We start from the raw sequence: 26,843 nt of genomic DNA, 5'->3' as shown, positions 1-26,843 counted from the left end.
TTGGCTAACGATCGCAATCCAACTGTTTAAACCCGAATCTTTGCTCATGACCTGCTTTGTGTCACGACGATTTATCTTAACATCTGATTCTTCAAAAAACCTGCCCTTGAAAGGGACTGGGGACTGGGGACTGGGGACTGGGAAATAAGTATTTTTTCCCCTGCTCCTCTGCTCCTCTGCTCCTCTGCTCCTCTGCTCCCCCCCACTCCCTCATCTCCCTCATCTCCCCCTTGATACTTGTGATAACGTTTTAGCAAACTGCATGATTTGATGCCAGATATCTTGCGGTGTGATGCCAAAACCAATGTTTAGTAATACGAGGATGGCTGCAATAGTTAAGGCATTGGTAATAGTTGCTTTTAATACTTTCCAAACTATCACGAAGACAATCCAAGCTAAAATAAGAGTAGGAACCATAAATAAAAATTCCTTGAAATTTATCTTTAATTTTCCGGTAGATTAATTAGTAGATGTATATTTTTATATTTAATAATTACTTGTATAATTTATTGCCAATATGCTGTTTTTAGCATTATATTATTTTAATAATTGCGTAAATTATTGAGTAATTATTGCAAGATGATTATACATAAAATAATTACTAAATTTATTAATTTAAAATAAATTTTTGGACAAAACCACCATTGACAAGTCGTAAAATCTTTATTTACAGGAGTTATTAAACCTGTCACCTGTTACCTGTTACCTGTCACCTACTATATTTTTCCATCTGGTAATACATAAGCATCTGATTTGATTTCGGAAAAATTTTATTATCTGTAGACATTGCCCAGCAAAACCATGAGAAGGTGGGCATTGCCCACCCAAGGAAGAATATATGTGTATCAGAATATTTGTGGAATGGTACTACTGTACAGAAATTATCTGAGGTTGATTTGCTAAATTTTTAGTGGCTGTTAAAACTTCTTGCCTTGCCCATTGATCTGCTGCCAAAATGTCATCTAAAGAGGGATTTGCACAGTTATCATTTTGATGGCGATCGCAAACTAATTCGATACACCAAGGAATATCTAAAAATCTGATTTTCTCATCCAAGAATAAAGCCACAGCTTGTTCATTGGCGGCATTCAACACAGCCGGCATGGAACCGCCAGCTAACCCGGCTGCGTAAGCTAACTGCATACAAGGATACTTTTGATGGTCGGGTTCGCGGAAGGTGAGATTACCAGCTTTGACTAAATCTAGGCGTTCCCAGTCGGTGTAGATGCGTTCCGGCCAAGATAAAGCGTACAGCAAGGGTAAACGCATATCCGGCCAGCCCAGTTGCGCTAAAACAGAGGTATCCTGTAGCTCAATGAGTGAGTGAATAATACTTTGGGGATGGATGACGATTTCGATATCTTTGTAATCTAACCCAAACAAGAAGTGAGCCTCAATCACTTCTAAACCTTTATTCATTAAAGTGGCTGAGTCTACAGTAATTTTCCGTCCCATCGACCAGTTAGGATGTTTCAAGGCATCAGCCACTGTCACCTGTGCTAATCTTTCTACATCCCAATCTCGGAAAGCACCACCGGAAGCTGTGAGGATAATCTTCCTCAATCCGCCTTGAGGTACGCCTTGGAGGCATTGGAAGATGGCAGAATGTTCGGAGTCGGCTGGGAGTAATTTAACACCGTGTTTTTCTACTAAGGGCAATACCACAGGGCCGCCGGCGATGAGGGTTTCCTTATTCGCCAAAGCAATATCTTTACCTGCTTCTATGGCGGCGATGGTGGGGAGTAACCCCGCACAACCCACAATACCAGTAACAACCGTTTGGGCATCGCCATAACGGGCAACTTCAATCACTCCGGCTTGACCACCTAGTAAAATAGGTTGGGGATCAAGGTCTTTGATAGCTGCTTGCAGTGCTGGCAATTTTTCCGCAGCAGAAATCGCCGCTATTTGGGGGCGAAATTTGCGAATCTGTTCTGCCAACATTTCCACATTGCTTCCCGCCGCCAACCCCACAATCCGAAACTGATCTGGGTGTTGTGTGACGATATCTAATGTCTGAGTACCAATTGAACCAGTGGAACCAACAAGAGTAATACTTTTCACAATTGCTTAAGGATTTACTGACATTCTCACTATAAATTGCTGAGGACTCATTAATATAGAGCGATCGCCACAATTGATTTGTATTTTGGCGGGAGGTAGTGGTTCGACCGACTGCGCTCAGTGCAGCGTTACGCGGTAATCGAGTTTCGACTACGTGGTAGTTTCGACTGCGCTCAACTACCTCGGAGATAACATCAAAAGTATTTATCTATAGATAGTATTTTTACTCAGTAATTAACTTTTGCTAAAATTATGTATATATTAATACGAAATAACTAATTATAAATGCTTAAAATTTTCCCGGAAATCATCACATGATAATTGTTTAATACTGACATAAAAACAAAATATAATTTGGAATCCTGGCAAACTAGGGAAAATTTTTGCCTACAGTTTTTCAGGAATGCCAAACTATAGGGTGATCACCATAGAGGTGACAATGCGTAAGGGATATTTAGGAAAGACTCAGGTCTATGGCTAAATTGCAAATATTCATCACAAAATTTTTTTGTAAAAATGACTTTGTGTTTCCGATCGCCATGTGGCTGCTCAGTCGAGTGGTAATTTGGATTACTATGTTGTTGGTTGCGCCCAATTTACCATCAGCGCCGGATGGCTTATCTAGTTTAGGCTGGGGAATCTTTGACGCTTGGGATAGTGTACATTACAGAGCGATCGCTACCACAGGCTACGAATTTGTTGATGATGGTAAACAGCATAATTTAGCTTTCTTTCCCCTATATCCCTTCAGCGTTAGGATGTTAATGAATGTTGGTTTGCCCTTTGAAGTAGCAGGTCTTTTAATCAACAATTTGGCATTTTTGGCAGCACTCTACTTTTTATACTTGTGGTTAAAGAGTTACTACGGTATGAGAATTGCCAGATGGGGTACAGTTGTGTTGTCTTGGTATCCATCTGCCATGTTTACCGGAGTAGTTTATACAGAGGGGCTGTATTTATTTTTAAGTACAGCCGCCTTACGTGCATTTGATCAAAAGCAGTATGGCTGGACAGCAGTTTGGGGTGCATTAGCCACAGCCACAAGACCTACAGGAATGGCGATGGTTCCAGCATTTGCGATCGCCGCTTGGCAACAACGTAGATCATTTATGGCTTACATTGCAGGTTTAGCCACCGCTACAGGAGTCATTTTATTTAGTGTATATTGTGCTTTCCGTTTCCAAGACCCCCTAGCATTTATCGTTGCACAACGAGGTTGGCGACCATCTTTCGGGTTCGACTGGCAAGGATGGTTCCATATGCTGATGAAAATTGTGCTGGGTTCCCAAAACTGGCAATGGGGTTGGGTGAAACCAGAGTCTGGTCTAATTAATGACCCTTGGCATCCTTTATTGTTTATTTTGGTTGTAGGCGGAGGATATTGTTTATACCATTTCCGCCAATACCTGAATGCCAAAATGATCTATGGGTATTACAGTTCAGTTTTATTCCTATTACTAATAGCACCAGAAGATTTTCTTAACCGCCTACTCAATGTTTCTATGGTTGTTGGTGGTGGCTATAGTTTATGGAATTGTCGCAGTAAATTGACTCCTGTAACTTTGATTTATGGCTGTTGTGGTATCGGTTTGCTACTTGCGTCCGGCGGTACAATATCCCTCAGCCGTTTAGCTTATGGCATAGTTCCTTTAAGTATTGCAATGGGTATGTTGTTATCTCGCTATCCTCGTCAGGGATATTTTGTTTTAGGTTTGTTTATTACCTTACTCGCCAGAATAGCTGTAGGATTTGCTCAAGAACAATGGGTAGGATAAGAGGTTATTTATAAAGTAAAAATAAAATTACTGTAGTGGCGTGACCGGACTAAAATTTTGCCATAAAATTACTCTTTTATCTCTGTGTCTCTGTGCCTCTGTGGTTAATTAAAGCAACATTTTAGCCTTGCCATTCCACTACTTAAGATTTACTTTACAAACAGTTTCTAAAGTCAAAATACTAAACTTTAGTAAAGAACATTGAAAAGCACATCCCACAAAATAGCATTATTTTCCGCAGCTGAGACGATATTTTGCCACAGTATGGGAGGCGCTTGCAGCAGTGAATCATGTGCAATAATTTCTGACCAATTGATCCGAACCGGATCGGCAGCAGGAACTCCAACTTCCTTCATCACAGTCAAAAATGCCTCAGCAACTATTCCATAACCAATTGTCGATGGGTGGACACAATCTAAACTGAAGAGTCCCCCACTCACTCTTTTGCCATCACGTAAACCTAAGCGGAGAATACTTGGTATTGGAGAAAGACGTAGTAGCGGGTGGTCGTTAAATCGTTTAGCTGCATAGTAATCGATAAGAGGGCGTTCGGGCGTGTCAGTCATCTCATTTCTTTTGACAGCTAGTCTATCTAAAACATCGCAAGTATCTACGATGTGCCAATTGCTTCCCTGCGTTTGGACAATATCCCGAATTATTTTATTAAAGCCATCAATTCTGGCATCAATTTTTTCGATTTGCTCACGCTTGAGATGCTTGCTAAGGAGAGGAGAAAAGTTATCTTTTTTAGCAAAAAAACGACCGTAATATTGAAAATATTTGCCATCAAACGGGGGTATTCCCTGAGTAACAGGCGGGATGGTGACATGGGGTACTGTGCCGATGAAAACTTGCGTATCATCTGGAATAATTTCCTGAACCTTTTCAACTAGCTGCATGAAATCACGGCGAAAAACCTCCAAATTAGTTAAATTCCATTTTCTCCTTTCAATGGGATCGGTTGTAACGTCGGTATTCTCCATATCTTTAAGTTCCAAACCCAGGACTGTGCCTAACGAATCATTAGCACCCAACCATAGGATGAGGTTTTCCAGCCCTTCTTCTTTGACAATTTGCCTCAAATTATCTAACTGCGACCAGTTCATTCTCTCTTGACGCAACTTTGGATTGAGGACTCTTAGTGCAGTGCGATACATAGATGCAGATGGAAGTCCCAAAAAATCATCTTCTATCCATCCCTCCTCGCTCTGAATCGCCTTTTGGCAATAATTAGGAGTAATTGTGAAACTATCAGCTACTCGAAATCCCCACACTGCCAAATTGTGATAAGTTCCGCCAAAGGCGGCTGGATGAGAGCCTGGCCCTCGTTCATATAGGTCTTCTACCCCATCAATAAATTGTCCCAGTAGCACGGGAAATCGCACTATCCACTCGGCTAGGTCAATATTGTTGCCCAGTTGAGTTCTCATCCAGCGCAGTGCTTCCTCGATATTTATAGGCAAACCACTCCCTGGAAAGTGGGGTATGCGGAAATCTGTAGGTACTTTTAAGTCCATCGAACGAGCAATTATAGCTGGAAAAGACCAATCAGTCCTATAAATTGCCCCACTCTGAAAACCTTGTGTCAAGCTATCACCGATCGCAACGAGTTTAGCCATAACTCTTTCCTAAAATATATTGCTACTTAATAATGTGCCAGTTGCAGGTGTTTGTATTCATTACAGTTTTGAAAAGAATTACTTTGAAAATCTTTACTTTAATTAGCGATCGCTGTGATATCTTATTATTTATAATCAGCTATCTTATGCGGGTTATTACACTTAGAAGTTATTTATAAAATAAATATTAAGTAGGGTGTGTTACGGCTTTGAAAGGATTTGAGCGTTTGAGAGAGTCGGAATTAGCCGTAACGCACCGTATTTATTGGTGCGTTATGCGCTGCTTTAACGCACCCTACTGGCGTGGCAAGGCTAAAATGTTGCAATAAAAATTCTTTTTATCGGCGTTCATCGGCGTTCATCGGCGGTTTTTTATTTAAATCTAATGCACTACTTTAGTCTTGCCACGCTACTACTGGCTATTGGACTGACTAACTGTGGTGGACTGGCAAGGCTAAAATGTGGCAATAGATTTGAGAACAATTGAACGCAGATGGACGCAGATAAACGCAGATGAATAAGATGATAGATTTTTCGCTGCACTATTTTAGTCTAGACAAGCTAGTAGGATAGAGGCTGGGGGTGAGGTCAAAAGCATACTCATCGAACTTACGTTCAACTTGGCACATCTACCCAGCTACCAGTTGTGTGAGATTGATGAGATAAATCCATTAGCAACTGAGAGTAAATCCCCTCTTTTAAAGATGGTACTATTTGCTTGTGCTGGTCGATTCCTTGTACCCATTGGTCTACTACACGCAGGAAGGCACAAATGCGTCCGTCGGGGTAATGTTGGGGGAAGAGTAATCTTTGGGGAATTTCGATTTCTGTGAGTGGTTGACCTGGTTGGGAACCCCAAAGGCGAAAACCGTGAATGTAGTCTTTTTGATTTTCACTACCCAGCACTAGAGTAGCGCGATCGCCATACACTTCCACCCAGTGTGTTCTATTAGCATGAACTACAGCACTGATGGTCACTTGACAAGGTGTACCATTTGCTAATTCCAGTGACAGCATACAAGTATCATCCGTCTCTACTGGCTTTAACTCACCACTAGCAGAGTCAACCCGTTGAGGAATGGCTGTACTCAAATGTGCATTCAATCTACGGACTGGCCCAAACAGCCAATGAATATAATCAAAAGCATGGGAACCCAACGAACCTAAAGCACCACCACCCTTTTCCACAGAAGAATACCAGTTCCAAGGACGGGAAGTATCGGCGCGGGAAGAACCTAACCAGTCAATTCTAATTAAACGTGGGGTTCCTACATAACCAGATGATAGTAGTTCTGCCAATAATTGCCATGCCGGAACAAAGCGAAACTCAAAATCTACAGTCGCAATGACATCTTGTTTTTGCGCTAATTCATCCAGTTCTTGCGCTTGGGCTACATTTAAGGTCACAGGTTTTTCTAGGAGTAAATGTTTCCCTGCTTGTAGCACTGCTTTTGCCATTTCATAATGCAGAAAAGGCGGTGTGGCAATGCTAACTGCTTGCACTTGCGGCAAATTGACTATTGCAGTTATGCTATCACAAGCATGAGGAATATTATTAGCTTCGGCAATAGCTTGAGCTTTATGAATATCACGGTGATAAATTGCCGCTATTTCGGTACGATGATGGGCTTGAAATGCGGGGAGATGCACTTTTTGACCAAAGCCAGTCCCGACAATTGCCACGCCGATTTTACCCTGATTTGTATGTAATCCAGAAACCATAAACTTTATGAGCCGATATAATCCCCCTACTACCGCAAAACTCGCAATGTAAAAGGATAGCGATAATGTTCACCATTGTAAGCTTTTGCGGCGGCAAAAGTTACGAGGAATGATTGTAATAAAAATAGGGCTACAGTAAAGCACATCCAAATAAATAGTAAGCCGTCTAAAACTGCACTGACTTGATTGATTTCACCATTAGTAGTGACAGCAACACTGCAACTAGCTAGCACTAATAACAATGAGATAGCTATGACAAATAAAATATAAAAGGTTAAGGAAATTTGAAAATTTAAGGATTCTCTACCTTGAAAATCTACCCAAGGATATTTGACTTTGCGAAATTTCCAAATCAGAAAGGGGGCTAAGATATTTAGGGGTAAAAATAAAGGTATACCCACAAAGACTACAGCAAATAAAATTAACCATGCTAACAAGGCTGAGAAATGACACAACATTGCCCAGAGTTGCATTTGTTTGTTGTGTTTTACTCTCATGTGCTGATTATCTCATCTGGTTTGAGAATGAATGCTTATTCACATTATCCAAAAAAAAAGCCCCACAACCGCTTAAAATTTAAGAATTTCTCTATCATAATTTTCTGGTAGGGGTTCAATTTCCCAAACTATGCCTTCTCCAGCCTCTAGGGCAACTTCAACATATAGTTGTTCTACGGCATTTGTGGCAATATCTTCATTATTGGGAAATGGCTGTAAGTCTTCTGTCAGGAGTCGCAGTTTAAAGCCACCAGGAACAGCCGCACCCACAGTTGCATTGCGTAACTCAAACCGCCAAAAGGGCGCATCTGGTTCGCCTTGGGGCGTAATCAACAGTTCGTATAATTGACCTGCTATGGTTAATCTGCGCGATAGGGTGACTCTAGCTTGTCTATCTTCTACACTCCTAGCCCTAGCCCCAGTTAATTGTAAATTCCACCGTCCCCAACCCACAGTCGCAGCTAGTTGGGATACGCCGTTTTGTAACCATTGCAGCACAGACCTTTGTTCGGGTAGTCCTATGCGGCGTTCATACAGGCTTTGTCGCCAGCCACCATGTTCAATCAGTCCACCCCATAATGGAAAAGGAATGGCTAACCGGGGGTGAATGATTTCTGGGTTGCTTAAGCGGGTGATGAGATTTTGGGCTTGTTGTTGTGGTAATGTGGGTAATGGTGTTATGGCAGTGCGGGTGACTTCATTAGGACATAATTCCCATGCTACAGCTAACACAGTTATATCGTTAATCATATCACTCGCGTCTAAAGAATAAGTGCGATCGCCTGGCTCATATTTGCCTTGATGCTTCAGTTGTGCATGAGTACAATAACCCCAAACCTTGACGTAGCCTGCATCTGCTGCTACTTCCACAGCTAGATAATAATCTCCAGCCCAGCTTGGTAAATCTACCCATTCTTGCGGTACAGTAAATTCACTGTGATCAATATTTTCACTGGGAACCAGAACAAATTTAGTTGCGTCAACTATAACTGCGGTTCCATTCACCAGTTCCCAAAAGCTGGGTAGAGTCGCAGTCGAGGGCCATACCTTTGCTTGGGGAGAAAAATCTGCCTGTAACCAAGGTAAGACTGTATCTAAGCAGATTTTGTTGAGTTCCGCTTGATAACGCCCATAGGGATGAGAAAATAACTGACTTTCCTTCTTTGCTGCTGTAGAGGTGGGAATTTCTAAAATCAGGTCTGTCGAGTCAGCAAAAGTGAATACAGTGGGGTTAGCATTCATAGGGTTTACTCCGGGGATCTCTTTGGCTGGTGGAACTAGCGGGGAAAGTTGCTGTTTCCTGAACAGACGCGAAAATCTCGAATTCTTAATTAATAGTGAATTTCCGACTGTTTTAGCATTTTTATGCGTTATACCGTTTCTTGATGAAGATGCACTTTATTCTGCGCTGTAGAGATTGGCATACAACGTCTCTACATTGTTTATTCGGCGCAATTTCATGGAGAATTGGTATTAGAGTCATCGTAGTAATTCTGTAGCCAGTCTTCTATCAATGAACTCATAGCTTTGAGTATGTCGGAAGTTAAAGAAATATGCAGTGTGTCTCGACTCCAACTAGCTACAGATTTGAGTAAGGTTTCCTTGGCTTTGGTTAAGCGTCGGGAAACAGTGTACTGCTTGATGTCTAATTTTTGGGCAATGCTATCTTGATTCAGTTTTTTCTGGTAGTAGAGGTGTAGAATTTGTTGTAATTGGGCTGCGAGTTGTGCGATCGCCTCTACTAACACTTGATGAATTTGGGCTTGTTGGGAATTTCTGGCTTGTTCTTCTTCTTGGGCGATAATTTCTTGAATTAGGGATGGCTGTTGTGTTGCGGGGAGATGATCTAGCAACTCATAAGTATCATCCTCACCTTTGGCTAAGTTGAGAGAATCAGATGTAGGATAAAGATAATTACGCACCGCTTTAGCTGCATTTAATAGCCACTTTTCGATAGTTTGGGCGGTGGCTGGTTGGTTGCTTTGGGAATTGTAGGCTTTGGCGATCGCTTCCCAAATGGTATCATCTGGTCGAGACAGTTGGCGAGAATTAGCCGCTTTTGTGGGGATATATAGGGTTTTAAAACAGTTCCACGCCAGGATGTAATCAGGAATTTCTGTTAAGGATACAGCATTTTGTAAAGACTCATGCAAACGCTTTTGGCTGATTTTGCGTAATAAACCCCAATCTGTACAGATATCAATTTCTTGACGTTGGCGTAAAGTTTCCCGAATTACACTACCAAAAATTATGCTAGCGTAGTTTTTCAGGGTACTCGTTTGGCTGGGATTGAAGCTTTTCAGGACTCGATCAATTTGGGCGATCGCCACTTGAAAACAATCAGGTAATCTATATTGCGTACTCACAAAACTAGCGGCTGTTTTTTGGGATATCCAATAACAAGGTTCTTGTAAATAAGCTGTGAGATGTTGCTTGGCTAAGGATTGAGTTTCTGGAAGCTGCCAAAATTTATACCAATATAATGCCCAAAAATATTCCGAAGTTTCTTTTGGTGTATGCTGGAGACAAGTTTGAATGCTGCGACGCAAGCGTGATTCAGTCGCCCAACCACTGAAGCGATCGGCATCGAATTGTACAAATGTAGAAAAGATTGCAATAATGCTTTGCCGAGGTTGCATATAAAAATTGGAAACCCACTTATATCATATCCGCTTAAACACTTATCATATCGTCAGCTTTGGTCATTGGTAATAGGTAATTGCTAATCGGAGAAAACAATTACCTATTACCAACTAAACCAACCATATCGTAAGTAATTAGCCTGACTTGATATTATAAGTATATTTATTAGACTTCTTGCATAAATCTTTTTTTGTCTCACGCAAAGGCGCAAAAACGCAAAGAAAAGAACGCTAAGAACGACTTTTGCAAGAGGTCTATTAAACCACAGAGAAAAGATCAGAGTTTTATTAGTTAAATTAACAGGTGGAGGAATGCCTATCATTTTTTCTTAGTTACCTGATGAAAAGGTATATGTACATACAGAAAATAAAGGCTAAAATAAAATGAAGAATTTGGTTTTTTAAGTGCCAAAATCCTAAAATAGTTATAGTGATTGGAGATACAGAAAATTAATTTATAGTCCTGTCTACTTGATAATCCAGGGCGGTTGAGTACAGCTTAATATATCTCAATCTATCTGGCTCAAATCGTATCAATGTCGTACATATTAAGTTATTTGTAGCGAGTACAAAAATTCTGACACCCTTGTTGGGAAATACTAGAACCCCGTCCCCACAATACTAGTACCTATACCCCAAGAGAGATTTTAAATCTAACTAAGGTAGGGTTCGTAGCTGTTGAGTACAGGCTTAATTATTCCAATAAATCCAATCGGCTTTTAATGTACTGTCTGCTGTGGAGCAATCTGATATAAGCAGAAAAAGCACAAGGCTCTTTTAACCAGATAGTACAGATGCAACAGTCCTTAGACGGTATCGAGAATCCCCAGGATTCATCACATACATCCCTGCTGAAAAATCTACTCTCTGGCGTTTTTTTAGAGCCATTGTTGAGTGATTTTCTGATTATTTTTGAACGCGACCCGGCGGCGCAGAATTGGTTGGAAGTTATCTTCTGTTACCCCGGACTTCATGCTATTTGTTTACACCGTTTCGCCCATTGGTTACATCGTCGGGGAGTGGTTTTCTTCCCGCGCTTGATTTCGCACTTGGCTAGGTTTCTCACGGGAATTGAAATTCATCCGGGTGCGGTGATTGGTAAAGGTGTGTTTATCGACCACGGGATGGGCGTTGTCATCGGTGAAACGGCGATTGTGGGAGATTATGCCCTAATTTACCAGGGTGTGACTCTGGGCGGTACTCTTAAGGAAAGCGGGAAGCGTCATCCCACGGTGGGGAGTCATGTGGTGGTGGGTTCGGGTGCGAAGGTTTTGGGAAATATTACGATTGGCGATCGCGTGCGTATTGGCGCTGGTTCAGTTGTGTTGCGTGATGTCCCCGAAGATTGTACTGTTGTCGGCGTTCCAGGGCGCATTGTGACCCAACCTAAGACTAGTCTCTCGCCTCTGGAACATGGAAAGTTACCCGACTTGGAAGCAGATGTAATTCGTTCTTTGCTGACGCGCATCGAACAACTTGAACAAAAACTGCAAAAAACTCTGATAGATCAAGCAAAGTCACAAGAACTGTTGACGAAAGATAGATAATTATGTTACCACCTTGTAGTTCTCAAGTGTTGCAGATACCCTTGTGCGATCGCTGGCAGATTTATCACCGATTGCAAGAATTGATGATCCCCTGTTCCTGTCATGCAGATGGATCATTGCGGGTGCAAGTGAATAATTGGCTGACTGCAATTTTAGTCCGCAGTACGGTGATGCAGTTTCTAGGTTCCCGTCAAGAATTAATCGACTGGCTAGAGCGTTGCTGGTATTGCAACCATGACTAGCAAAGGTCAAAATTTTTCTCTATCTAATCTGGAATATTTAATCAATAGAGTCTCAGGACTAAATTGTGATGCAAAGATGATTTTCACAAAAATACATCAAATATCAAGTTCAGCTCATTACTTATAATATGGTTGTTTTGGTCGGTAATTGGTCATAGCTAATAGGTAATTGTTTTCAGCCATTACCGATTATCAATTACCTATTACCAGCCCCCAATATATGATAAGTATTTAAGCGAACTTAATATAATCCCTGTCCTGAAACTATTGATTATCAAGAAGTAAGTTTAGCCAAAACTGGCAACTTTACTATAGTAGGGGACAGGTTACAGGGTACAGGGAACAGATGCTTTAGCTGCTTACTATCAGGATTTTATGATTGACTCATTTCCTCAGCTATGTGGCTACTGCTCTATTTGCAAATTTCTCTCAATCAACAATTTGAATATATGATGACCACTGGCAAAAAAAATATAGAATTACTAGATTTTTTACATAACGAACTTGAATTGTCTGATAAAGACATGGCTGTAGCTCTAAAACACCAAGAGTTTGACAATGGGCCTTTACCCATGCTCCTCTGGCAGTATGGGTTAGTGGACTTACAACAGCTAGAACAAATTTTAGATTGGTTATATAACGAGAGTTAGCTGATAATCTTTGCTAAATAAGTAATTCATTTGTCAATTTATTTTAATAAAAAAGGATATTTATTTATATCTACGCAAATTTAAATTTTTCCTGAAAAAGTACTCGATAGCTTGGATATTTGTTTAGGCTTTCTAACCTTTAGTTTGAAAATATATTTATTGTGAAAATTCGCGTATTTTTTACAAATTTATTCTTAAAAGATACATGGTTTTGGTTCTCTGTCATACAGATATATTGTGATTTTTTAGCTAATATTTAGAAATGATGAAGTTGAAATATTAAACACGAGAGTATATAGCATTTACCATTCTTATTTCCAGAGTGGTAACGAGCATTTATTATTACCAGGAATTGCAGAATCAACTCTCAACCAAAAAAGAATATTAAGAAAATTTCTAAGAGGGACGTTGGAGATGAATAAAGTTCTCATTAATGACACTACATTACGTGATGGTGAGCAAGCCGCAGGTGTGGCTTTTACCTTAGAAGAGAAAGTTGCGATCGCCAAATTTCTCGATAATATCGGTGTACCTGAATTAGAAGTCGGTATCCCAGCGATGGGTGAGGAAGAAATGCGTGCTATCTGTGCAATTTCTCACTTAGGTTTAAACGCCAACCTCCTGGCTTGGAACCGCGCCGTTATGTCAGATATCAAGGCTTCCATCGCTTGTGGAATGAAGCGCGTGCATATTGCGATTCCTGTTTCCGGTATCCAAATCGCTGCGAAATTCCACGGACAATGGCGGATAAGTCTGCAAAGACTCAAAGATTGTATCAGCTTCGCAGTTGATCAGGGTCTTTGGGTAGCAGTGGGCGGGGAAGATTCTTCCAGAGCTGATGAAAACTTCCTCTTGGATGTGGCATTATACGCTCAAGAATGGGGTGCATCCCGGTTTCGTTTCTGTGACACAGTAGGAGTGCTAGATCCTTTCACCACCTACGGAAAAGTTAAACTACTCGTCTCAGCTTTAAGCATTCCTGTAGAAATCCATACACACAATGATTTTGGCATGGCGACAGCTAACGCCTTAGCAGGAATTAAAGCTGGCGCTGCTTCTGTCAATACTACCGTGATTGGGTTGGGTGAGAGAGCTGGGAACGCCGCCTTAGAAGAAGTTGTGATGGCTATCAAACGCATCTATGGCGTAGATATGGGTATTGACACACCCCGTTTGTTGGAACTGTCGCAACTAGTCGCAACTGCATCTGGTGCTAATGTACCACCTTGGAAGGCGATCGTTGGTGAAAATACCTTTGCTCATGAATCAGGTATCCATGCACATGGTGTACTGCAAAATCCTGATACCTATGAACCATTCGCACCTGAAGAAGTCGGTTGGGAACGCCGTTTAGTGCTAGGTAAACATTCAGGAAGACATTTAATCTCTAATTTATTAGAACAGCATGGAATTTTTCTCAACGCAGAAGAAATCCAATCTGTTTTAGATGCAGTACGCCAACAGTCAGTTAAGAAAAAAAGTAGTTTGACTGTACAAGAACTGTTGAACTTGGTAAAAGAACAGAGGTATTCTCATGCAGCGCGATGAATACGAGTTAGATTCAGAACCAGTTTATGAAGTCGGAGAAAAAGTCAGACTTCGTAAACAAATTAAAAACGATGGCACATTTCCAGGCAGAGAAATCGGAGAGATTTTAGCCAAAAAAGGAGATATAGGTTACGTAGCGAGTATAGGTACTTTTTTACAAAGTTCCTATATTTATGCCGTGCATTTTTTGGATAAGGGAATCGTTGTCGGTTGTAAAGCAAAAGAACTAGAATCTGCTGAGGAAAACCATGAAAGTGATGTTACGAGTGAATGATGCCGGTAAGTTAACAGTCTACGTTCCTAAAAAAGATTTAGAAGAAGTAGTTGTGAAACAAACAGACGGCGCGGAAGGGAAAGTTCTGACTCTAGCCAACGGTTGGGAATTAGAATTTAAGGAAATACCAGATATCGCTAATTTACCCAAAACTCTGGAAGCTAAACGATTGGAATAAAATCTTTTCTCTGTGTTTCTGTGGTTGATGACTTTTTACCACAGAGGCACAGAGTATTTTATACTTAATGGCGAATTACTATTACTGTCAACCCTATAAGAAGAAGCATCAAAATGGGTGAGAAATTTTTGACGTTATCAGAGTTTAATCTTGAGGGTAATTTTCTAGGTTTTACTGGTAAGAAACCGAGAAAACTGAAATATTTAAGTTTGGCAGTTCCTTCTGGAGATGTGTTAGTCAAGCTACCAAAAAAATTACGTGGTTCTTTAAGTTCTTCTTTGGAGATAGGCGAACCGATAAATATTTATGGTGTCTGTAAGTTAAATAAATATACAGGCACAATTAAACTCAAAGCTTATCAAGTTATAGTTAGTAATAGAATCGCTGAAATAGCATCACCACCAGCTAAAATTATGGTGTGTCAGAAAGCTGGTTGTGTCAAACGTGGTGGTAAAGGTTTATTGTCAGAATTAGAAAAAACTTTGTGCGATCGCGGTTTACGTGACAAAGTAGAAATCGAACACACCGACTGTCAAAAACGCTGTAGCAGCGCCCCTAACTGCGTTCTGATGCTGGGTAAAAAGAAATACAAGAAAATCCATCCAGAGGCGATCGCAACTCTGTTAGAAAGCTATTTAACAGATGAACATCCTTGTATCACAGGGGACAGGTGACAGGGGACAGGGGACAGTGAACAGTGAACAGTTGACAGTGGAAATAACCTGACAACTAACAACTGTCAACTGTCAACTGTCAATTGTCAACTGACTACAGCACAATAGTAGGGTGCGTCAGATGTAGAAAATTCCTTAATTTGTACGCAATTATTGGGGCTGACGCACCCCAGAGTTAGTATGAAATATGAAATTAACTTTTATTTTTCTTTGTTACTTTGCGCCTTTGCGTGAGGCAAATTCATGTTTTCAATCAGCAACGCCAAGATATTGTATCAAGGGAAAGTTTTATAAATATCTTTACGATGTGCGACCCTTTGACAAATTAATGTTTTGGTTTCTTTATCAACACTAATACCTACTCTGTAATTACCTATGCGAATTTTATATTTATCATCGTAGCCTTTCATTTTTTGCAAATAACCTAAATCAAATGGATTTTCTGATTCTAGTTCTTGAAATACTATTGATTCAATCCTAGCCTGCATATCTTGTGGTAAATCCGCTAATTCTTTCAAGAACTTTTTAGTATATTCAACCTTCCACATTTTTTTGTTTTAATGATTGGTAATATTGCCATGCTTCATCTTTAGAGAGGCGTTCATCGTCTTCTGACTCTGCCATGAGTTTAATTAAGCCGTAATTTTCTAATATCTCTTCAATTTTTTCAAAGTCAGCTATGGGAATCTGTACAGCAATAGGTTGTTGATTTTCGTCCATGACGTAATTTTTGTTTATTTCTAGCATTGTTATGACATCAAGTTGATGGTGTACAAGTCTTATTACTATTTTGATTTTTTAGCCAATAGAAGACCACATTTGAGAGATGTGCTGACACACTTTTTTCCAATCATTTAGTTGTAAAGTTCCTAATGGTGTCGTATATTGCATCGTCTTCGCTATACCCTTTTAATAATTGTTCGGCTGCAAGGCGTTGCCAAGCTGCTTCTTCTTGTTCTGCTTCTGTGGGTTCATTGACGAGAATAATTACTTTTACCTGCTGGTTATTTGGTAACTGTTGCAAAATCACATCTGGTAATTCTATTTTGCCTTCAGTGGTGATGTTGGCGGGAAATTCGTATGCTTTCATGTTGGTTTTAATGTTTGTCAGTCTTACTTACTATTTTGACGCTGTTATTGCACAACTAAATGCGTCGCCAAATTTTAATATTTCCGCTATCGTCTCCAGCAGCAAGCCTACTTCCATCGGGGGTAAAGGCGACAGACCAAACTGAGTCAAAATGACTGAGAGTGCAAATTTCTTCTCCTGTGGCTATTGACCAGAGTTTGATAGTTTTGTCCTTACTACCACTAGCGAGAATTTGCCCATCACTACTGATGGCTAGGGAACGAACCCTCTCAGAATGACCAGTTAGGATGCGAATTTCTTTTCCTGTGGCTGTTGACCAGAGTTTGATAGTTTTGTCCCAACTACCACTGGCGAGAATTTGCCCATCACTACTGATGGCTAAGGAGTCAACCGAGTCAGAATGACCAGTTAGGGTGCGAATTTCTTTTCCTGTAGCTATTGACCAGAGTTTGATAGTTTTGTCCTCACTACCACTAGCGAGAATTTGCCCATCACTACTGATGGCTAGGGAACTAACCCAGCTAGAATGACCACGAAACCAACCTCCAAGGGTGCGAATTTGTTTTCCTGTTGCCATTGACCAGAGTTTGATAGTGTCGTCGCTACCACTAGCGAGAATTTGCCCATTACTACTTATGGCTAGGGAACTAACCCAGCTAGAATGACCAGTCAGGGTGCGAATTTGTTTTCCTGTGGCTATTGACCAGAGTTTGATAGTTTTGTCCTCACTACCACTGGCGAGAATTTGCCCATCACTACTGATGGCTAGGGAATTAACCGAGTCAGAATGACCAGTTAGGGTGCGAATTTCTTCTCCTGTCGCCATTGACCAGATTTTGATAGTGTCGTCGCTACTACCACCAGCGAGAATTTGCCCATCACTACTGATGGCTAGGGAATTAACCGAGTCAGAATGACCTGTGAGGGTGCGAATTTGTTTTCCTGTGGCTATTGACCAGAGTTTGATAGTTTTGTCCTCACTACCACTGGCGAGAATTTGCCCATTACTACTGATGGCTAGGGAACTAACCCAGTGAGAATGACCTGTGAGGGTGCGAATTTCTTCTCCTGTCGCCATTGACCAGAGTTTGATAGTATTGTCATCACTACCACTGGCGAGAAACTGCCCATCACTACTTATGGCTAGGGAATTAACCCAGTCAGAATGACCAGTTAGGGTGCGAATTTCTTTTCCTGCCGCCATTGACCAGAGTTTGATAGTTTTGTCATCACTACCACTGGCGAGAAACTGCCCATCACTACTAATGGCTAGGGAATTAACCCAGTCAGAATGACCAGTTAGGGTGCGAATTTGTTTTCCTGTCGCCATTGACCAGAGTTTGATAGTATCGTCCCCACTACCACTAGCGAGAATTTGCCCATCACTACTGATGGCTAAGGAAAAAATCGAGTTAGAATGACCAGTTAGGGTGCGAATTTCTTTTCCTGTGGCTATTGACCAGAGTTTGATAGTGTTGTCCCCACTACCACTAGCGAGAATTTGCCCATCTCTACTGATGGCTAGGGAACTAACCCTCTCAGAATGACCAGTTAGGGTGCGAATTTGTTTTCCTGTGGCTGTTGACCAGAGTTTGATAGTTTTGTCCCAACTACCACTGGCGAGAATTTGCCCATCACTACTGATGGCTAGGGAATAAACCCTCTCAGAATGACCAGTTAGGGTGCGGATAAGTTGACCTGTAGTTGATGAAAACAAGTGAATAAATCTACCTGCCGCACTTGCTAAGGTTTCTTTTTGGGAATCAAAGGCTATTATTCCAGAAATACCTGGAATAATTTGGTCACATTCCCAAGATGGGGGTGTGTAAACAGAAGGTGCTACTGGTTGTGTTGGCGGTATGAAGCTTGCACCCAGCAAATCTAACCACTTTTGCACCGACTGGGGACGCAACTTGTAATTTAACGCCATCCCTTTCATAATCGCCTCATTCACCTGATCGCTCACACTGGGATTAAAATCTTTTGGTGGTTGCAGGGTAAAATTTTGTAGTCTGGCTGGTGCTGGCATAGGTAACTCTCCAGTCAGCAAAGAATATAAGGTGGCGGCTAAGGCGTAAACATCTATATATTCTCCCCGTTGTTCTACTGGTGCATACTGTTCTGGTGGCGCGTAACCGGGAGTTAAACTTTGTGTATGCTGTAAAACAGCACCCGATATAAATTGTCTAGCAAGACCAAAATCAATTAGTACGGCTTCTGGTTTCCCTGCACGCATCATGATATTACTTGGCTTTAAATCCCGATGCAGCAAACCTTTGTCGTGAACCAGTATCAAAGCATCGCCAATTTGCCTAATATATTGGAGTGCTTCTGCTTCTGGTAATGCTCCTTTTTCGGTTATCCGCTTACCTAAATCTTCCCCGGTGATGTATTCCATCGCCATACATGGTAAGTCACCCTCATCAAAAACGTTTTCCACTTCCACGATGTGGGGATGGCGACATAAGGCTAGGCGTAACGCTTCTTCTTTAAAGTCTTGCTTGAGTTTACTTTGATGCGCTATCCAAGCAGGATGATTAAGTATGGCTTCACGCAGGGTTTTAATTACGCGCAAATTACCCTGTCGATTTTTGGCAAGATAGGTAATACCAATTCCACCTTCGCCTAATTGTCTCTCGATTGTATAGCGTCTGCCAAATAACTGCCGCCCTGGAGTCCATACCATAGATAAAAACCGTAGTTTTCTTGGTATCTATTTTGGCATACTCCTAAGAAATACAGGGGTGTAGGGGTGTATGTCTTCAAAACCCTTACACCCATACACCCCTGACCTTTCACGTCATGTGGAAAAGTTAACGACAGACCTAACCCCCCAGCCCCCTTCCCTAGTAGGGAAGGGGGAGCAATTAAAGCCTCTCTCCTTGTAGGGGAGAGGTTTGGAGAGGGGTTTTCGAGATCCCGTGAAAAGTCTGGTCAACTGTCAATTGTCAACTGTCTACAACCCAACTAATTCTCTCGACTCAACATCTGTGAGTTGTTGGGCAATTTTCAATCTGGCTTCTAGTTTAGCTACACTAAACTGGTTACGCAGATATTCTAAATGCGCGATCGCATTTGCTTTTTCCGCAGTAAGTTGAATGAGTGTGTCCATCGCCTTTTGATATTCCTGATTAACTAACAGCACTTCAAAACGACGCGCCCGGCGTTGGGCATCGTTTTTCAAGTGATTTTCAAAGGCGGCGACACGATCTGCATTTCCTTCAAAGCGGTTAATTTGTTGCTGCACTGCCATTAACTGTGAGTCAATTTCGTTTACTCTTTGGGCAGCTTGAGCGATCGCCGATGGATAATGATTCAATTGTGTCATCAAAACAATCTTCCTCTCAAAACCTTGATTGCACAAACTCGCGGATATCTTCTTCCGCTTATCAATTATCTTTGCGACTGGTCAAAATAATTACTTGCTTTTAGCCTTCGTTATATATCTATTATAGTCAAATTTTACTCACATTGCACAAAAAAAGGGATATAATATAGACAATTTCACCCCTTTTTTCTCCCGCTTCCTCTTCTCATATGCGCTACTCGGTTTTTATGTAATTAAGTGACAAAATTATTACTCTTCTCTCTGTGTCTCCGTGCCTCTGTGGTGAATTTTCTGCCACAGAGACACAGAGTTAAGCTAGGCTGCTTCTCTCATAGGCGTAGACACAGATACCTCTGGAAATTGCAGTGAAAGTTGTTCACTTTGCGGTACAGCAGCCTGTTCTAAAACCTGGACTTCGATATTCACACTTATCAGATAACTGCCTGTATCAGCACCAACTGCTTCAGCCACTAATTTGGCAATGTCTGGGCGCTTTGCAGTCAATGGATCACGTAGAATGCAACGATCCCATTCGTGCTTGGCAGTTGGATTTAAAGTCAGAATATAATGCTTGATCATAATTGCGCGGCACTGGGCTTTCTGGACGCTACATATATTATAGTACAATTGTACTATAAATGGCAAGTTTCCGAGTCAAGTTCTCTTGGAAAGAAATCAAAGTTAAACTGTTCGATGTGTCCAGGGAGACTCATCAAATGAATCGAGCCTTGCTAGTTATCGATGTTCAGAACGAATATTTCACGGGTAAATTGCCAGTCAGCTATCCATCAGGTAGCCTAGACAAAATTTTGCGAGTAATGAATACTGCCCATGAGAAAAATATTCCCGTGATTGTAGTGCGACACACCCAACCACAGGAAGATACACCCATATTCAAAAAAGGGACTCCAGAATGGGAACTCCATCCAGATGTTGCCCAGTTCCCCTATAATTTGCTGATTGAGAAAAGCTTACCAGGAAGCTTTACCGGGACTGAATTAGAAGCTTGGTTGAGAGACAAGGGTATTGATACCGTCGTCATCAGTGGATATATGACACAAATGTGCTGTGACACCACAGCTAGACAAGCTGCTCATCTAGGTTTTTCTGTAGAATTTCTCTCCGACGCAACCGGAACTCTCGCCTTCCAAAACAATGGCGGTGCAGCTACTGATGAAGAACTGCATAGAGCAATTTTAGTTGCTCAAGATGGTTTCATTAGCAAGATAGTTAGCAGTTCGCAATGGGTTGAAAATCTGGGATAGGGGACAGTTGACAGTTGACAGTTGACAGTTGTCAGTTGACTGGAGAGTAATAATTTCTTCTTCTGCTGATATCTTGTGCCTTGTCAATAAGCAGGTGGTGGGCAATGCCCACCCTACGAAATAATAGGCTTTTTGGCTTGTACTTTTAGCAATAAGCCACTGGTGCAAGATAGAGGGAAATCAGTTCAAAATTAACAATTTCCTCATCTCCCCCCACTCCCCTCACTCCCCCATCTCCCCACTCCCTCATCCCTTCCCATTCTCCTGCGGGTGTAGTGCAGGGCTATCGTTTACCCAGATGGCTTGTTGGGGTACAGGAATAAAAATACCGGCTTGGTCGAAGGCGATTTTCAGGCGACGGCGGTATTCTCTGGCTACATCCCATTGCTTGAGGGGTTGGGTTTTAATCCAGACGCGGATAATTAAACCGCGATCGCCAAAATTATCAACGCCCAATACTTGTGGTGTTTCGATAATCTGCTTTTGCCAGAGGGGGTCTTGATCCATTTTTAAGGCTACATCGCCAATTAGCTGCAAAACTTGGTTAATATCGGCTTGATAGTCTACAGGAATCGATAAATCGGCGCGTGACCAACGGCTGGAAAGATTAGCTACGATTTTAATTTCACTGTTGGGAATTGTAATTAACCTGCCTTCTGCGTCACGTATCTGAGTCATCCGCAGATTGAGATTTTCTACTAAACCGCCGAAATTACCTACATTAATCACATCACCCAAGGCGTACTGGTCTTCTAAAATAATCAGAAAGCCGTTGATTGCATCTTTAATTAAGTTCTGCGAGGCTAGGGAGACAGCCACACCAACTAAACTTGCACCAGCGAGTAAAGGAACGATATCTATACCCAAGGATACCAGAGCCAGCAAAATACCAACTCCTACACAGACGATAGTGGCAATACTTTTAGTCACCCCAGAAAGTGTAGAGACTCGCAATTGCAGGCGTTCCGAGGCTTCAGGAGTTGTGAATAAAGCGCCACTGCTGATGAGAGTGCTAGTAAAACGGTCAATCAGCGCATAGGTTAAACGAATTGTCACATAAGTTCCCACTCCTACTACAGCCAATCGTAAAGGGATTTGGGCGGCTGTGAGAATAATTACTTGCAAGCTGCGTGTATAGGGAAATAGACCCAAAATCAGGAAATTTCCCCCTCCCCAAATTCCTAGTTGCGAGAATTGAAACAACCGTCTTTTGACTTCTCGCAGATGTCGGTGCTGCTGTTGATTTAGCTGATCTGTAATTTCTTTGGTGGCTGATGGGGTAGAGTTGGATTGTAGAGAATCATGTAAAGCACGGCGTTGCCAACGTGCTACGCCCCAACTGGCGAGCAACATGGCGAGGGCGATCGCACCAGCAATTTTGGCTTGGTCGATGAAATATTGAGTTTGTCGTTCTTGTTTTGCTCGTTGTAGGTCTTGCTTTAAGGACTCTTTTATGCTTTCGGCTAATGCAAAAGCGTCACCCTCTCCTTGGGTAGCATCGAGAGAGGTGATAGTCATTAAGTAGCGATTATTGACATAAATTACTGGCAATCCATTGAGTATGCGGACTTGTACATCAGCTTCCGCCGCCGATGAGCGTAGATAATTGCGAGAAATTTCTTGCAAATTCTGCTCAATGTTTTCCTTCCGTTCGGGAAGATTTTTTCTAGTTGCGGCTATTTGAAATAAGCGGCGACCATCTAAATAAACCCAGTCAGAGACAACTCGACTCTCCGACTCATTACTGCTACTGTTTGGTACTGGTAGTTGTTGCAAAAATTGAATTTGGGCTGTCGCTTTTGGCATTGAGACAATGGTTATCGCCATTGAAAGAGCGATCGCCAAAAAGTTAAATCGCACTACCACACCTCCTTAATCAATTCAAAATTTAAAATTATGACAGTTATATTCAGCTTTTCCTTTGCTATCCTCCATAATTCACAGTGGTAATTGTACCTATCTAAAGTTGCGTTTTTGGCTGGAAATTTGGGAATTTTGCTGATATTTACACCTTCAGATAGAGGACAAATAAGCTCATATAATCACTCTAAGAATTAGAGAAAAGATTCCTAATACTTTTACCAGAAATCAACACAAAAGGGAAAAGCTGAGTCTGGTGTTGACATTGTGTCTGGGAAAAGCCAAGCTAATCCAGAAGATTATTGACTAGGTTTTGGGGAATTACACCCAAAATTTGCTAGTCATGGAATAATTTAGTAGGGTGCGTAAGCGATTACGTAACTCGTTTGACTTTTTAGAGGTATATTTAATGACCGCAACTTCTCCCCGATTAAAGCACGAGGTTAAAGACCTCGCCCTCGCTCCCTTGGGAAGACAGCGTATTGAATGGGCTGGAAGGGAAATGCCAGTATTACGGCAAATCCGCGATCGCTTTGCCCAAGAGAAACCGTTTGTTGGGCTGCGCCTTGTAGCTTGCGCCCACATCACCACAGAAACAGCACATTTGGCGATCGCCTTAAAAGCTGGTGGTGCAGACGCGCTGTTAATTGCGAGTAACCCCTTGTCCACACAAGACGACGTAGCAGCCAGCCTCGTCTTAGACCATGAAATTCCCGTATTCGCCCAAAAAGGCGAAGATGCGGAAACCTATAACCGTCACGTGCAAATCGCTTTAGACCATCGCCCCAACATCATCATCGACGATGGTAGCGATGTGGTAGCAACCCTGGTGAAAGAACGTCAACACCAGATTGCTGACTTGATTGGGACTACCGAAGAAACCACCACAGGTATCGTCCGCCTCAAAGCCATGTTTAAAGATGGCGTTCTCACCTTCCCCGCAGTCAACGTTAATGACGCTGACACCAAGCACTTCTTTGATAACCGCTACGGTACAGGTCAATCCACCTTAGACGGGATTATCCGCGCTACAAATATCTTACTAGCTGGTAAGACTGTAGTTGTAGTTGGTTACGGCTGGTGTGGTAAAGGTACAGCCCTCCGCGCCCGTGGACTTGGTGCTAACGTCATCGTCACCGAAATCGACCCCATCAAAGCTATTGAAGCAGTAATGGATGGCTTCCGCGTATTGCCAATGGCTGAAGCTGCAACCCAAGGCGACTTGTTCATTACCGTGACTGGTAACAAGCACGTCATCCGTGGTGAACATTTTGACGCAATGAAAGACGGTGCGATCGTTTGTAACTCCGGTCACTTTGATATTGAACTTGACCTAAAATACTTAGCAAGTCAAGCCAAACAAATCAAGCAAGTACGCCCCTTTACTGAAGAATATCGCCTCAACAGTGGTAAATCAGTCATCGTTCTGGGTGAAGGACGCTTGATTAACCTAGCTGCGGCGGAAGGACACCCAAGCGCCGTCATGGACATGAGCTTTGCTAACCAAGCCTTAGCTGTAGAATACCTAGTCAAGAACAAAGGTAATTTAGAACCCGGTTTACATTCAGTTCCCACTGAAGTAGACCAAGAAATCGCCCGCTTGAAGTTGCAAGCCTTGGGTATTTACATCGACAGCCTCACACCAGACCAAATTGAGTACATCAATTCTTGGACAAGTGGAACTTGATAGATTAATTAGTTGATTTTTTAGGGATAGGCATTTTGCTTATCCCTTTTTTATTTCTTACTTATCAGGACTTACGCACCAAGGTTATCTGTTGAGACAGGGTGTAGGGGGGTAAGGGTGTAAGGGTGTAAGGGTTTTAAAGATTTACACCCCTATACCCCTCTCTTACAAAGTTCTGATGCCTTCTCTTTCAGAGACGCTACCGCGAACGGCGGGCTGCGCCAACGGAGGAAGCCTCTCTACGAGACGCTACGCGAACCGCTCAGACTTTGCGCTATACCCCTACACCCTTGCCCAAACCCTTGATTTTTCGTTTTTATGCGTAAGTCCTACTTATATTAAGTTCGGTTAAAGATTTATACTAATAGCGCGACTGGACTAATTTTGTGCAATACCAATCTATCATCTGCGTTCATCTGCGTTCATCTGCGTTCAATTTTTCCCAAATCTATTGCAACATTTTAGCCCGGTCACGCTACTAACTGTAGTGGCGCGGCAAGACTAAAGTAGTGCATTAGATTTAAATAAAAAACCGCCGATGAACGCCGATGAACGCCGATAAAAAGATGACAACTGATAACTGATAACTGATAACTGATAAATGCCAATTTATGTTTACTGGGGTGAAGATGACTTTGCGATCGCTAAAGCAGTGACAACATTGCGCGATCGCGTCCTTGATCCCCTGTGGATGAGTTTCAACTACACAACTTTCTCCCCAGAAGACAGCGACGCAGCTATCCAAGCGTTAAACCAAGTCATGACTCCAACTTTTGGCGCTGGGGGGCGGTTAGTTTGGCTGATGAATACTAACCTGTTACAAAATTGCCCAGAAAACGTCATGGCGGAACTTTCGCGTACTTTGTCCGTAATTCCCGAAAACTCCTGTTTATTGCTTACCAGCCGCAATAAACCAGATGAGCGCCTCAAATCAACAAAATTATTCAAGCAATTCGCCACTGAGTTTCGAGAATTTCCCCTAATTCCTCCTTGGAAAACAGAGTTACTTATCCAAGCTGTGAATCAAGCAGCTCAAACTGTGGGGGTTAAATTGACACCGAAAGCGGCAGAACTTGTAGCAGAAGCTGTAGGTAATGATACACGCTTGCTTTACAATGAAATAGAGAAATTACGCCTCTATGCCGAAGACAGCGATCGCCCTATCCAAGAAGATACTGTTATTCGCTTAGTCAGAAATACAACGCAAAATAGTCTACAACTAGCCGCAGCTATTCGGGTTGGTGATACAGCTAAAGCTTTAACTATCTTGGCTGATCTCATCAATGCAGCCGAACCAGAATTGCGGATAGTAGCCACCTTAATTGGACAATTTCGCACTTGGTTATGGGTGAAACTGATGGTAGAAAGTGGTGAACGCAATCCGCAGGCGATCGCACAAGCTGCGGAAATTGGTAATCCTAAACGTATCTATTTTCTCCAGCAAGAGGTTCAATCGCTTTCTGTAGCGCAACTAATTTCTTGTTTACCATTGTTATTAGAGCTAGAGGTTACACTCAAGCAAAGCCGTCCAGAAATAGCCATATTACAAAATAAAATCATCGAACTTTGTCAAGTATGCCGACGTATCTAAAAAAATCTTTTGTGAATTGCTCCGACTCATTGGAACTTCTCACAGCCAAAATAATTCAAAGTCATTAATATAACTTTACTGTCTGTCTGTGTCATACCTTATGAAGATTATTCCTCATACTTTTTTCCCAACTAGTATGCAAAAGTTACTGGCTAAAACTTTGTTATTTGGCATTTCTACCAGTGCTAGTTTGCTTGTAAGTACTGGAAGCTTAAAAGCTAACGCTCAGAATCAATCTTTTAATAGTACAGAGATTACTAGCTATGCTCAGGCTGTATTAGCAATGGAGCCAGCACGCCAAGAAGCATTCGGGCAAATTAAAAAAATCATCGGCGGTGGAGACGTTCCTCAGATTGTTTGTAGCGAACCAAGCAGTATGAATAGTTTGCCAAGTAAGGCCAGAAATATTGCTGTAAACTACTGTAATCATTCTCAAAGAATTGTTGGCGATTACGGTTTGACTATTGATAAATTTAATAGAATGACTACGGAAATCCAAAATAACAGCAACTTAAAACAACAAGTTTACAACACATTAATCCGTATACAAAAAAACACCAACTCACAATAGTTGAAATATCCCTTTTATT

At 41.8% G+C, this 26,843-nt stretch carries 26 protein-coding genes; 12 read left to right on the top strand and 14 right to left on the bottom strand.

What is annotated here, in order from left to right; translation table 11 throughout:
- Window positions 1–219 precede the first annotated feature (219 nt).
- Both H6G83_RS15725 and dxr read right to left on the bottom strand, forming a co-directional pair.
- The gene (locus H6G83_RS15725; protein WP_190473886.1) at window positions 220–417 is read right to left on the bottom strand and encodes a hypothetical protein; all 198 of its coding nucleotides are present in this window, start codon (window positions 415–417) and stop codon (window positions 220–222) included.
- A gap of 450 nt (window positions 418–867) precedes the next feature.
- On the bottom strand, window positions 868–2,064 hold the full coding sequence (gene dxr, locus H6G83_RS15720) for a 1-deoxy-D-xylulose-5-phosphate reductoisomerase (RefSeq protein WP_190473885.1): 1,197 nt from the start codon (window positions 2,062–2,064) through the stop codon (window positions 868–870).
- Between the two features lie 473 nt (window positions 2,065–2,537).
- Between dxr and H6G83_RS15715 the strand changes: the two genes are divergently transcribed.
- Entirely contained in the window at window positions 2,538–3,839 is a 1,302-nt protein-coding gene (locus tag H6G83_RS15715) for a mannosyltransferase family protein (RefSeq protein ID WP_190473883.1), read from the top strand.
- Window positions 3,840–4,027: 188 nt separating this feature from the next.
- Here H6G83_RS15715 and H6G83_RS15710 read toward each other — a convergent pair whose 3' ends face one another.
- The 5 genes from H6G83_RS15710 to H6G83_RS15690 form a co-directional block, all read right to left on the bottom strand.
- Window positions 4,028–5,458 carry a lipase gene (locus H6G83_RS15710; RefSeq protein ID WP_190473881.1) on the bottom strand — a complete coding sequence of 477 codons (1,431 nt, stop codon included), beginning with the start codon at window positions 5,456–5,458 and terminating at the stop codon, window positions 4,028–4,030.
- 615 nt (window positions 5,459–6,073) lie between these two features.
- A complete protein-coding gene (locus tag H6G83_RS15705) occupies window positions 6,074–7,180 on the bottom strand; it encodes a Gfo/Idh/MocA family protein (protein ID WP_190473879.1) in 1,107 nt (368 codons plus the stop codon).
- A 29-nt stretch (window positions 7,181–7,209) separates the two neighbouring features.
- Window positions 7,210–7,677, bottom strand: coding sequence for a DUF4870 domain-containing protein (locus H6G83_RS15700; protein ID WP_190473877.1), 468 nt, complete (start codon window positions 7,675–7,677; stop codon window positions 7,210–7,212).
- Window positions 7,678–7,749: 72 nt separating this feature from the next.
- Window positions 7,750–8,919, bottom strand: a complete 1,170-nt coding sequence (locus H6G83_RS15695) for a DUF1822 family protein (protein ID WP_190473875.1) — start codon at window positions 8,917–8,919, stop codon at window positions 7,750–7,752.
- A gap of 215 nt (window positions 8,920–9,134) precedes the next feature.
- The gene (locus H6G83_RS15690) at window positions 9,135–10,316 is read right to left on the bottom strand and encodes a sigma-70 family RNA polymerase sigma factor (protein WP_190473873.1); all 1,182 of its coding nucleotides are present in this window, start codon (window positions 10,314–10,316) and stop codon (window positions 9,135–9,137) included.
- A gap of 797 nt (window positions 10,317–11,113) precedes the next feature.
- On the opposite strand from H6G83_RS15690, the gene cysE reads away from it, so the two are divergent.
- The 7 genes from cysE (at window position 11,114) to H6G83_RS15655 (ending at window position 15,432) form a co-directional block, all read left to right on the top strand.
- Entirely contained in the window at window positions 11,114–11,866 is a 753-nt protein-coding gene (cysE, locus tag H6G83_RS15685; protein WP_190473872.1) for a serine O-acetyltransferase, read from the top strand.
- A 2-nt stretch (window positions 11,867–11,868) separates the two neighbouring features.
- Complete coding sequence (locus H6G83_RS15680) at window positions 11,869–12,108, top strand: Asr1405/Asl0597 family protein (RefSeq protein ID WP_190473869.1); 240 nt, start codon at window positions 11,869–11,871, stop codon at window positions 12,106–12,108.
- 452 nt (window positions 12,109–12,560) lie between these two features.
- Window positions 12,561–12,758: a DUF2949 domain-containing protein gene (locus H6G83_RS15675; protein WP_190473899.1), complete on the top strand. Its 198-nt coding sequence runs from the start codon at window positions 12,561–12,563 to the stop codon at window positions 12,756–12,758.
- Between the two features lie 414 nt (window positions 12,759–13,172).
- Entirely contained in the window at window positions 13,173–14,306 is a 1,134-nt protein-coding gene (gene nifV, locus H6G83_RS15670) for a homocitrate synthase (protein WP_190473866.1), read from the top strand.
- Complete coding sequence (locus tag H6G83_RS15665) at window positions 14,293–14,580, top strand: nitrogen fixation protein NifZ (RefSeq protein ID WP_190473864.1); 288 nt, start codon at window positions 14,293–14,295, stop codon at window positions 14,578–14,580. Before nifV ends, H6G83_RS15665 begins: the two co-directional genes overlap by 14 nt.
- Window positions 14,555–14,758 carry a putative nitrogen fixation protein NifT gene (gene nifT, locus H6G83_RS15660; protein WP_190473862.1) on the top strand — a complete coding sequence of 68 codons (204 nt, stop codon included), beginning with the start codon at window positions 14,555–14,557 and terminating at the stop codon, window positions 14,756–14,758. Before H6G83_RS15665 ends, nifT begins: the two co-directional genes overlap by 26 nt.
- A gap of 113 nt (window positions 14,759–14,871) precedes the next feature.
- On the top strand, window positions 14,872–15,432 hold the full coding sequence (locus H6G83_RS15655; protein ID WP_190473860.1) for a (2Fe-2S) ferredoxin domain-containing protein: 561 nt from the start codon (window positions 14,872–14,874) through the stop codon (window positions 15,430–15,432).
- A 275-nt stretch (window positions 15,433–15,707) separates the two neighbouring features.
- On the opposite strand, the gene H6G83_RS15650 is transcribed toward H6G83_RS15655, so the two are convergent.
- The 6 genes from H6G83_RS15650 to H6G83_RS15625 form a co-directional block, all read right to left on the bottom strand.
- Window positions 15,708–15,980 carry a type II toxin-antitoxin system RelE family toxin gene (locus tag H6G83_RS15650; RefSeq protein ID WP_190473857.1) on the bottom strand — a complete coding sequence of 91 codons (273 nt, stop codon included), beginning with the start codon at window positions 15,978–15,980 and terminating at the stop codon, window positions 15,708–15,710.
- A complete protein-coding gene (locus H6G83_RS15645) occupies window positions 15,967–16,179 on the bottom strand; it encodes a hypothetical protein (protein ID WP_190473855.1) in 213 nt (70 codons plus the stop codon). The genes H6G83_RS15650 and H6G83_RS15645 overlap by 14 nt, the downstream gene beginning before the upstream one ends.
- A 103-nt stretch (window positions 16,180–16,282) precedes the next feature.
- The gene (locus H6G83_RS15640) at window positions 16,283–16,522 is read right to left on the bottom strand and encodes a hypothetical protein (RefSeq protein ID WP_190473854.1); all 240 of its coding nucleotides are present in this window, start codon (window positions 16,520–16,522) and stop codon (window positions 16,283–16,285) included.
- Window positions 16,523–16,577: 55 nt separating this feature from the next.
- Window positions 16,578–19,208: a WD40 domain-containing protein gene (locus H6G83_RS15635; protein WP_190473852.1), complete on the bottom strand. Its 2,631-nt coding sequence runs from the start codon at window positions 19,206–19,208 to the stop codon at window positions 16,578–16,580.
- Window positions 19,209–19,478: 270 nt separating this feature from the next.
- On the bottom strand, window positions 19,479–19,850 hold the full coding sequence (locus tag H6G83_RS15630; RefSeq protein ID WP_190473849.1) for a hypothetical protein: 372 nt from the start codon (window positions 19,848–19,850) through the stop codon (window positions 19,479–19,481).
- A gap of 315 nt (window positions 19,851–20,165) precedes the next feature.
- Window positions 20,166–20,429, bottom strand: coding sequence for a hypothetical protein (locus tag H6G83_RS15625; protein WP_190473847.1), 264 nt, complete (start codon window positions 20,427–20,429; stop codon window positions 20,166–20,168).
- A 59-nt stretch (window positions 20,430–20,488) separates the two neighbouring features.
- Here H6G83_RS15625 and H6G83_RS15620 point away from each other — a divergent pair, with 59 nt between their 5' ends.
- Window positions 20,489–21,115, top strand: coding sequence for a cysteine hydrolase family protein (locus H6G83_RS15620; protein WP_242044606.1), 627 nt, complete (start codon window positions 20,489–20,491; stop codon window positions 21,113–21,115).
- Window positions 21,116–21,361: 246 nt separating this feature from the next.
- Here the strand turns inward: H6G83_RS15620 and H6G83_RS15615 are convergent, their stop codons facing one another.
- Complete coding sequence (locus H6G83_RS15615; protein WP_190473846.1) at window positions 21,362–22,975, bottom strand: mechanosensitive ion channel family protein; 1,614 nt, start codon at window positions 22,973–22,975, stop codon at window positions 21,362–21,364.
- 409 nt (window positions 22,976–23,384) lie between these two features.
- On the opposite strand from H6G83_RS15615, the gene ahcY reads away from it, so the two are divergent.
- From ahcY to H6G83_RS15600, 3 genes are all read left to right on the top strand, one after another.
- Window positions 23,385–24,662 (top strand): adenosylhomocysteinase, encoded by a 1,278-nt coding sequence (ahcY, locus tag H6G83_RS15610; protein WP_190473844.1) that lies wholly within the window; start codon window positions 23,385–23,387, stop codon window positions 24,660–24,662.
- A gap of 601 nt (window positions 24,663–25,263) precedes the next feature.
- Complete coding sequence (gene holA / locus H6G83_RS15605; protein ID WP_190473842.1) at window positions 25,264–26,253, top strand: DNA polymerase III subunit delta; 990 nt, start codon at window positions 25,264–25,266, stop codon at window positions 26,251–26,253.
- Window positions 26,254–26,353: 100 nt separating this feature from the next.
- Window positions 26,354–26,824, top strand: a complete 471-nt coding sequence (locus H6G83_RS15600) for a DUF4168 domain-containing protein (RefSeq protein ID WP_190473841.1) — start codon at window positions 26,354–26,356, stop codon at window positions 26,822–26,824.
- Window positions 26,825–26,843 lie beyond the last annotated feature (19 nt).

The sequence above is a fragment of the Anabaena azotica FACHB-119 genome (genome assembly GCF_014697625.1).
In the GTDB taxonomy this organism is placed as follows: domain Bacteria; phylum Cyanobacteriota; class Cyanobacteriia; order Cyanobacteriales; family Nostocaceae; genus Trichormus; species Trichormus azoticus_A.
This window is presented reverse-complemented; position numbering and strand designations above follow the sequence as displayed.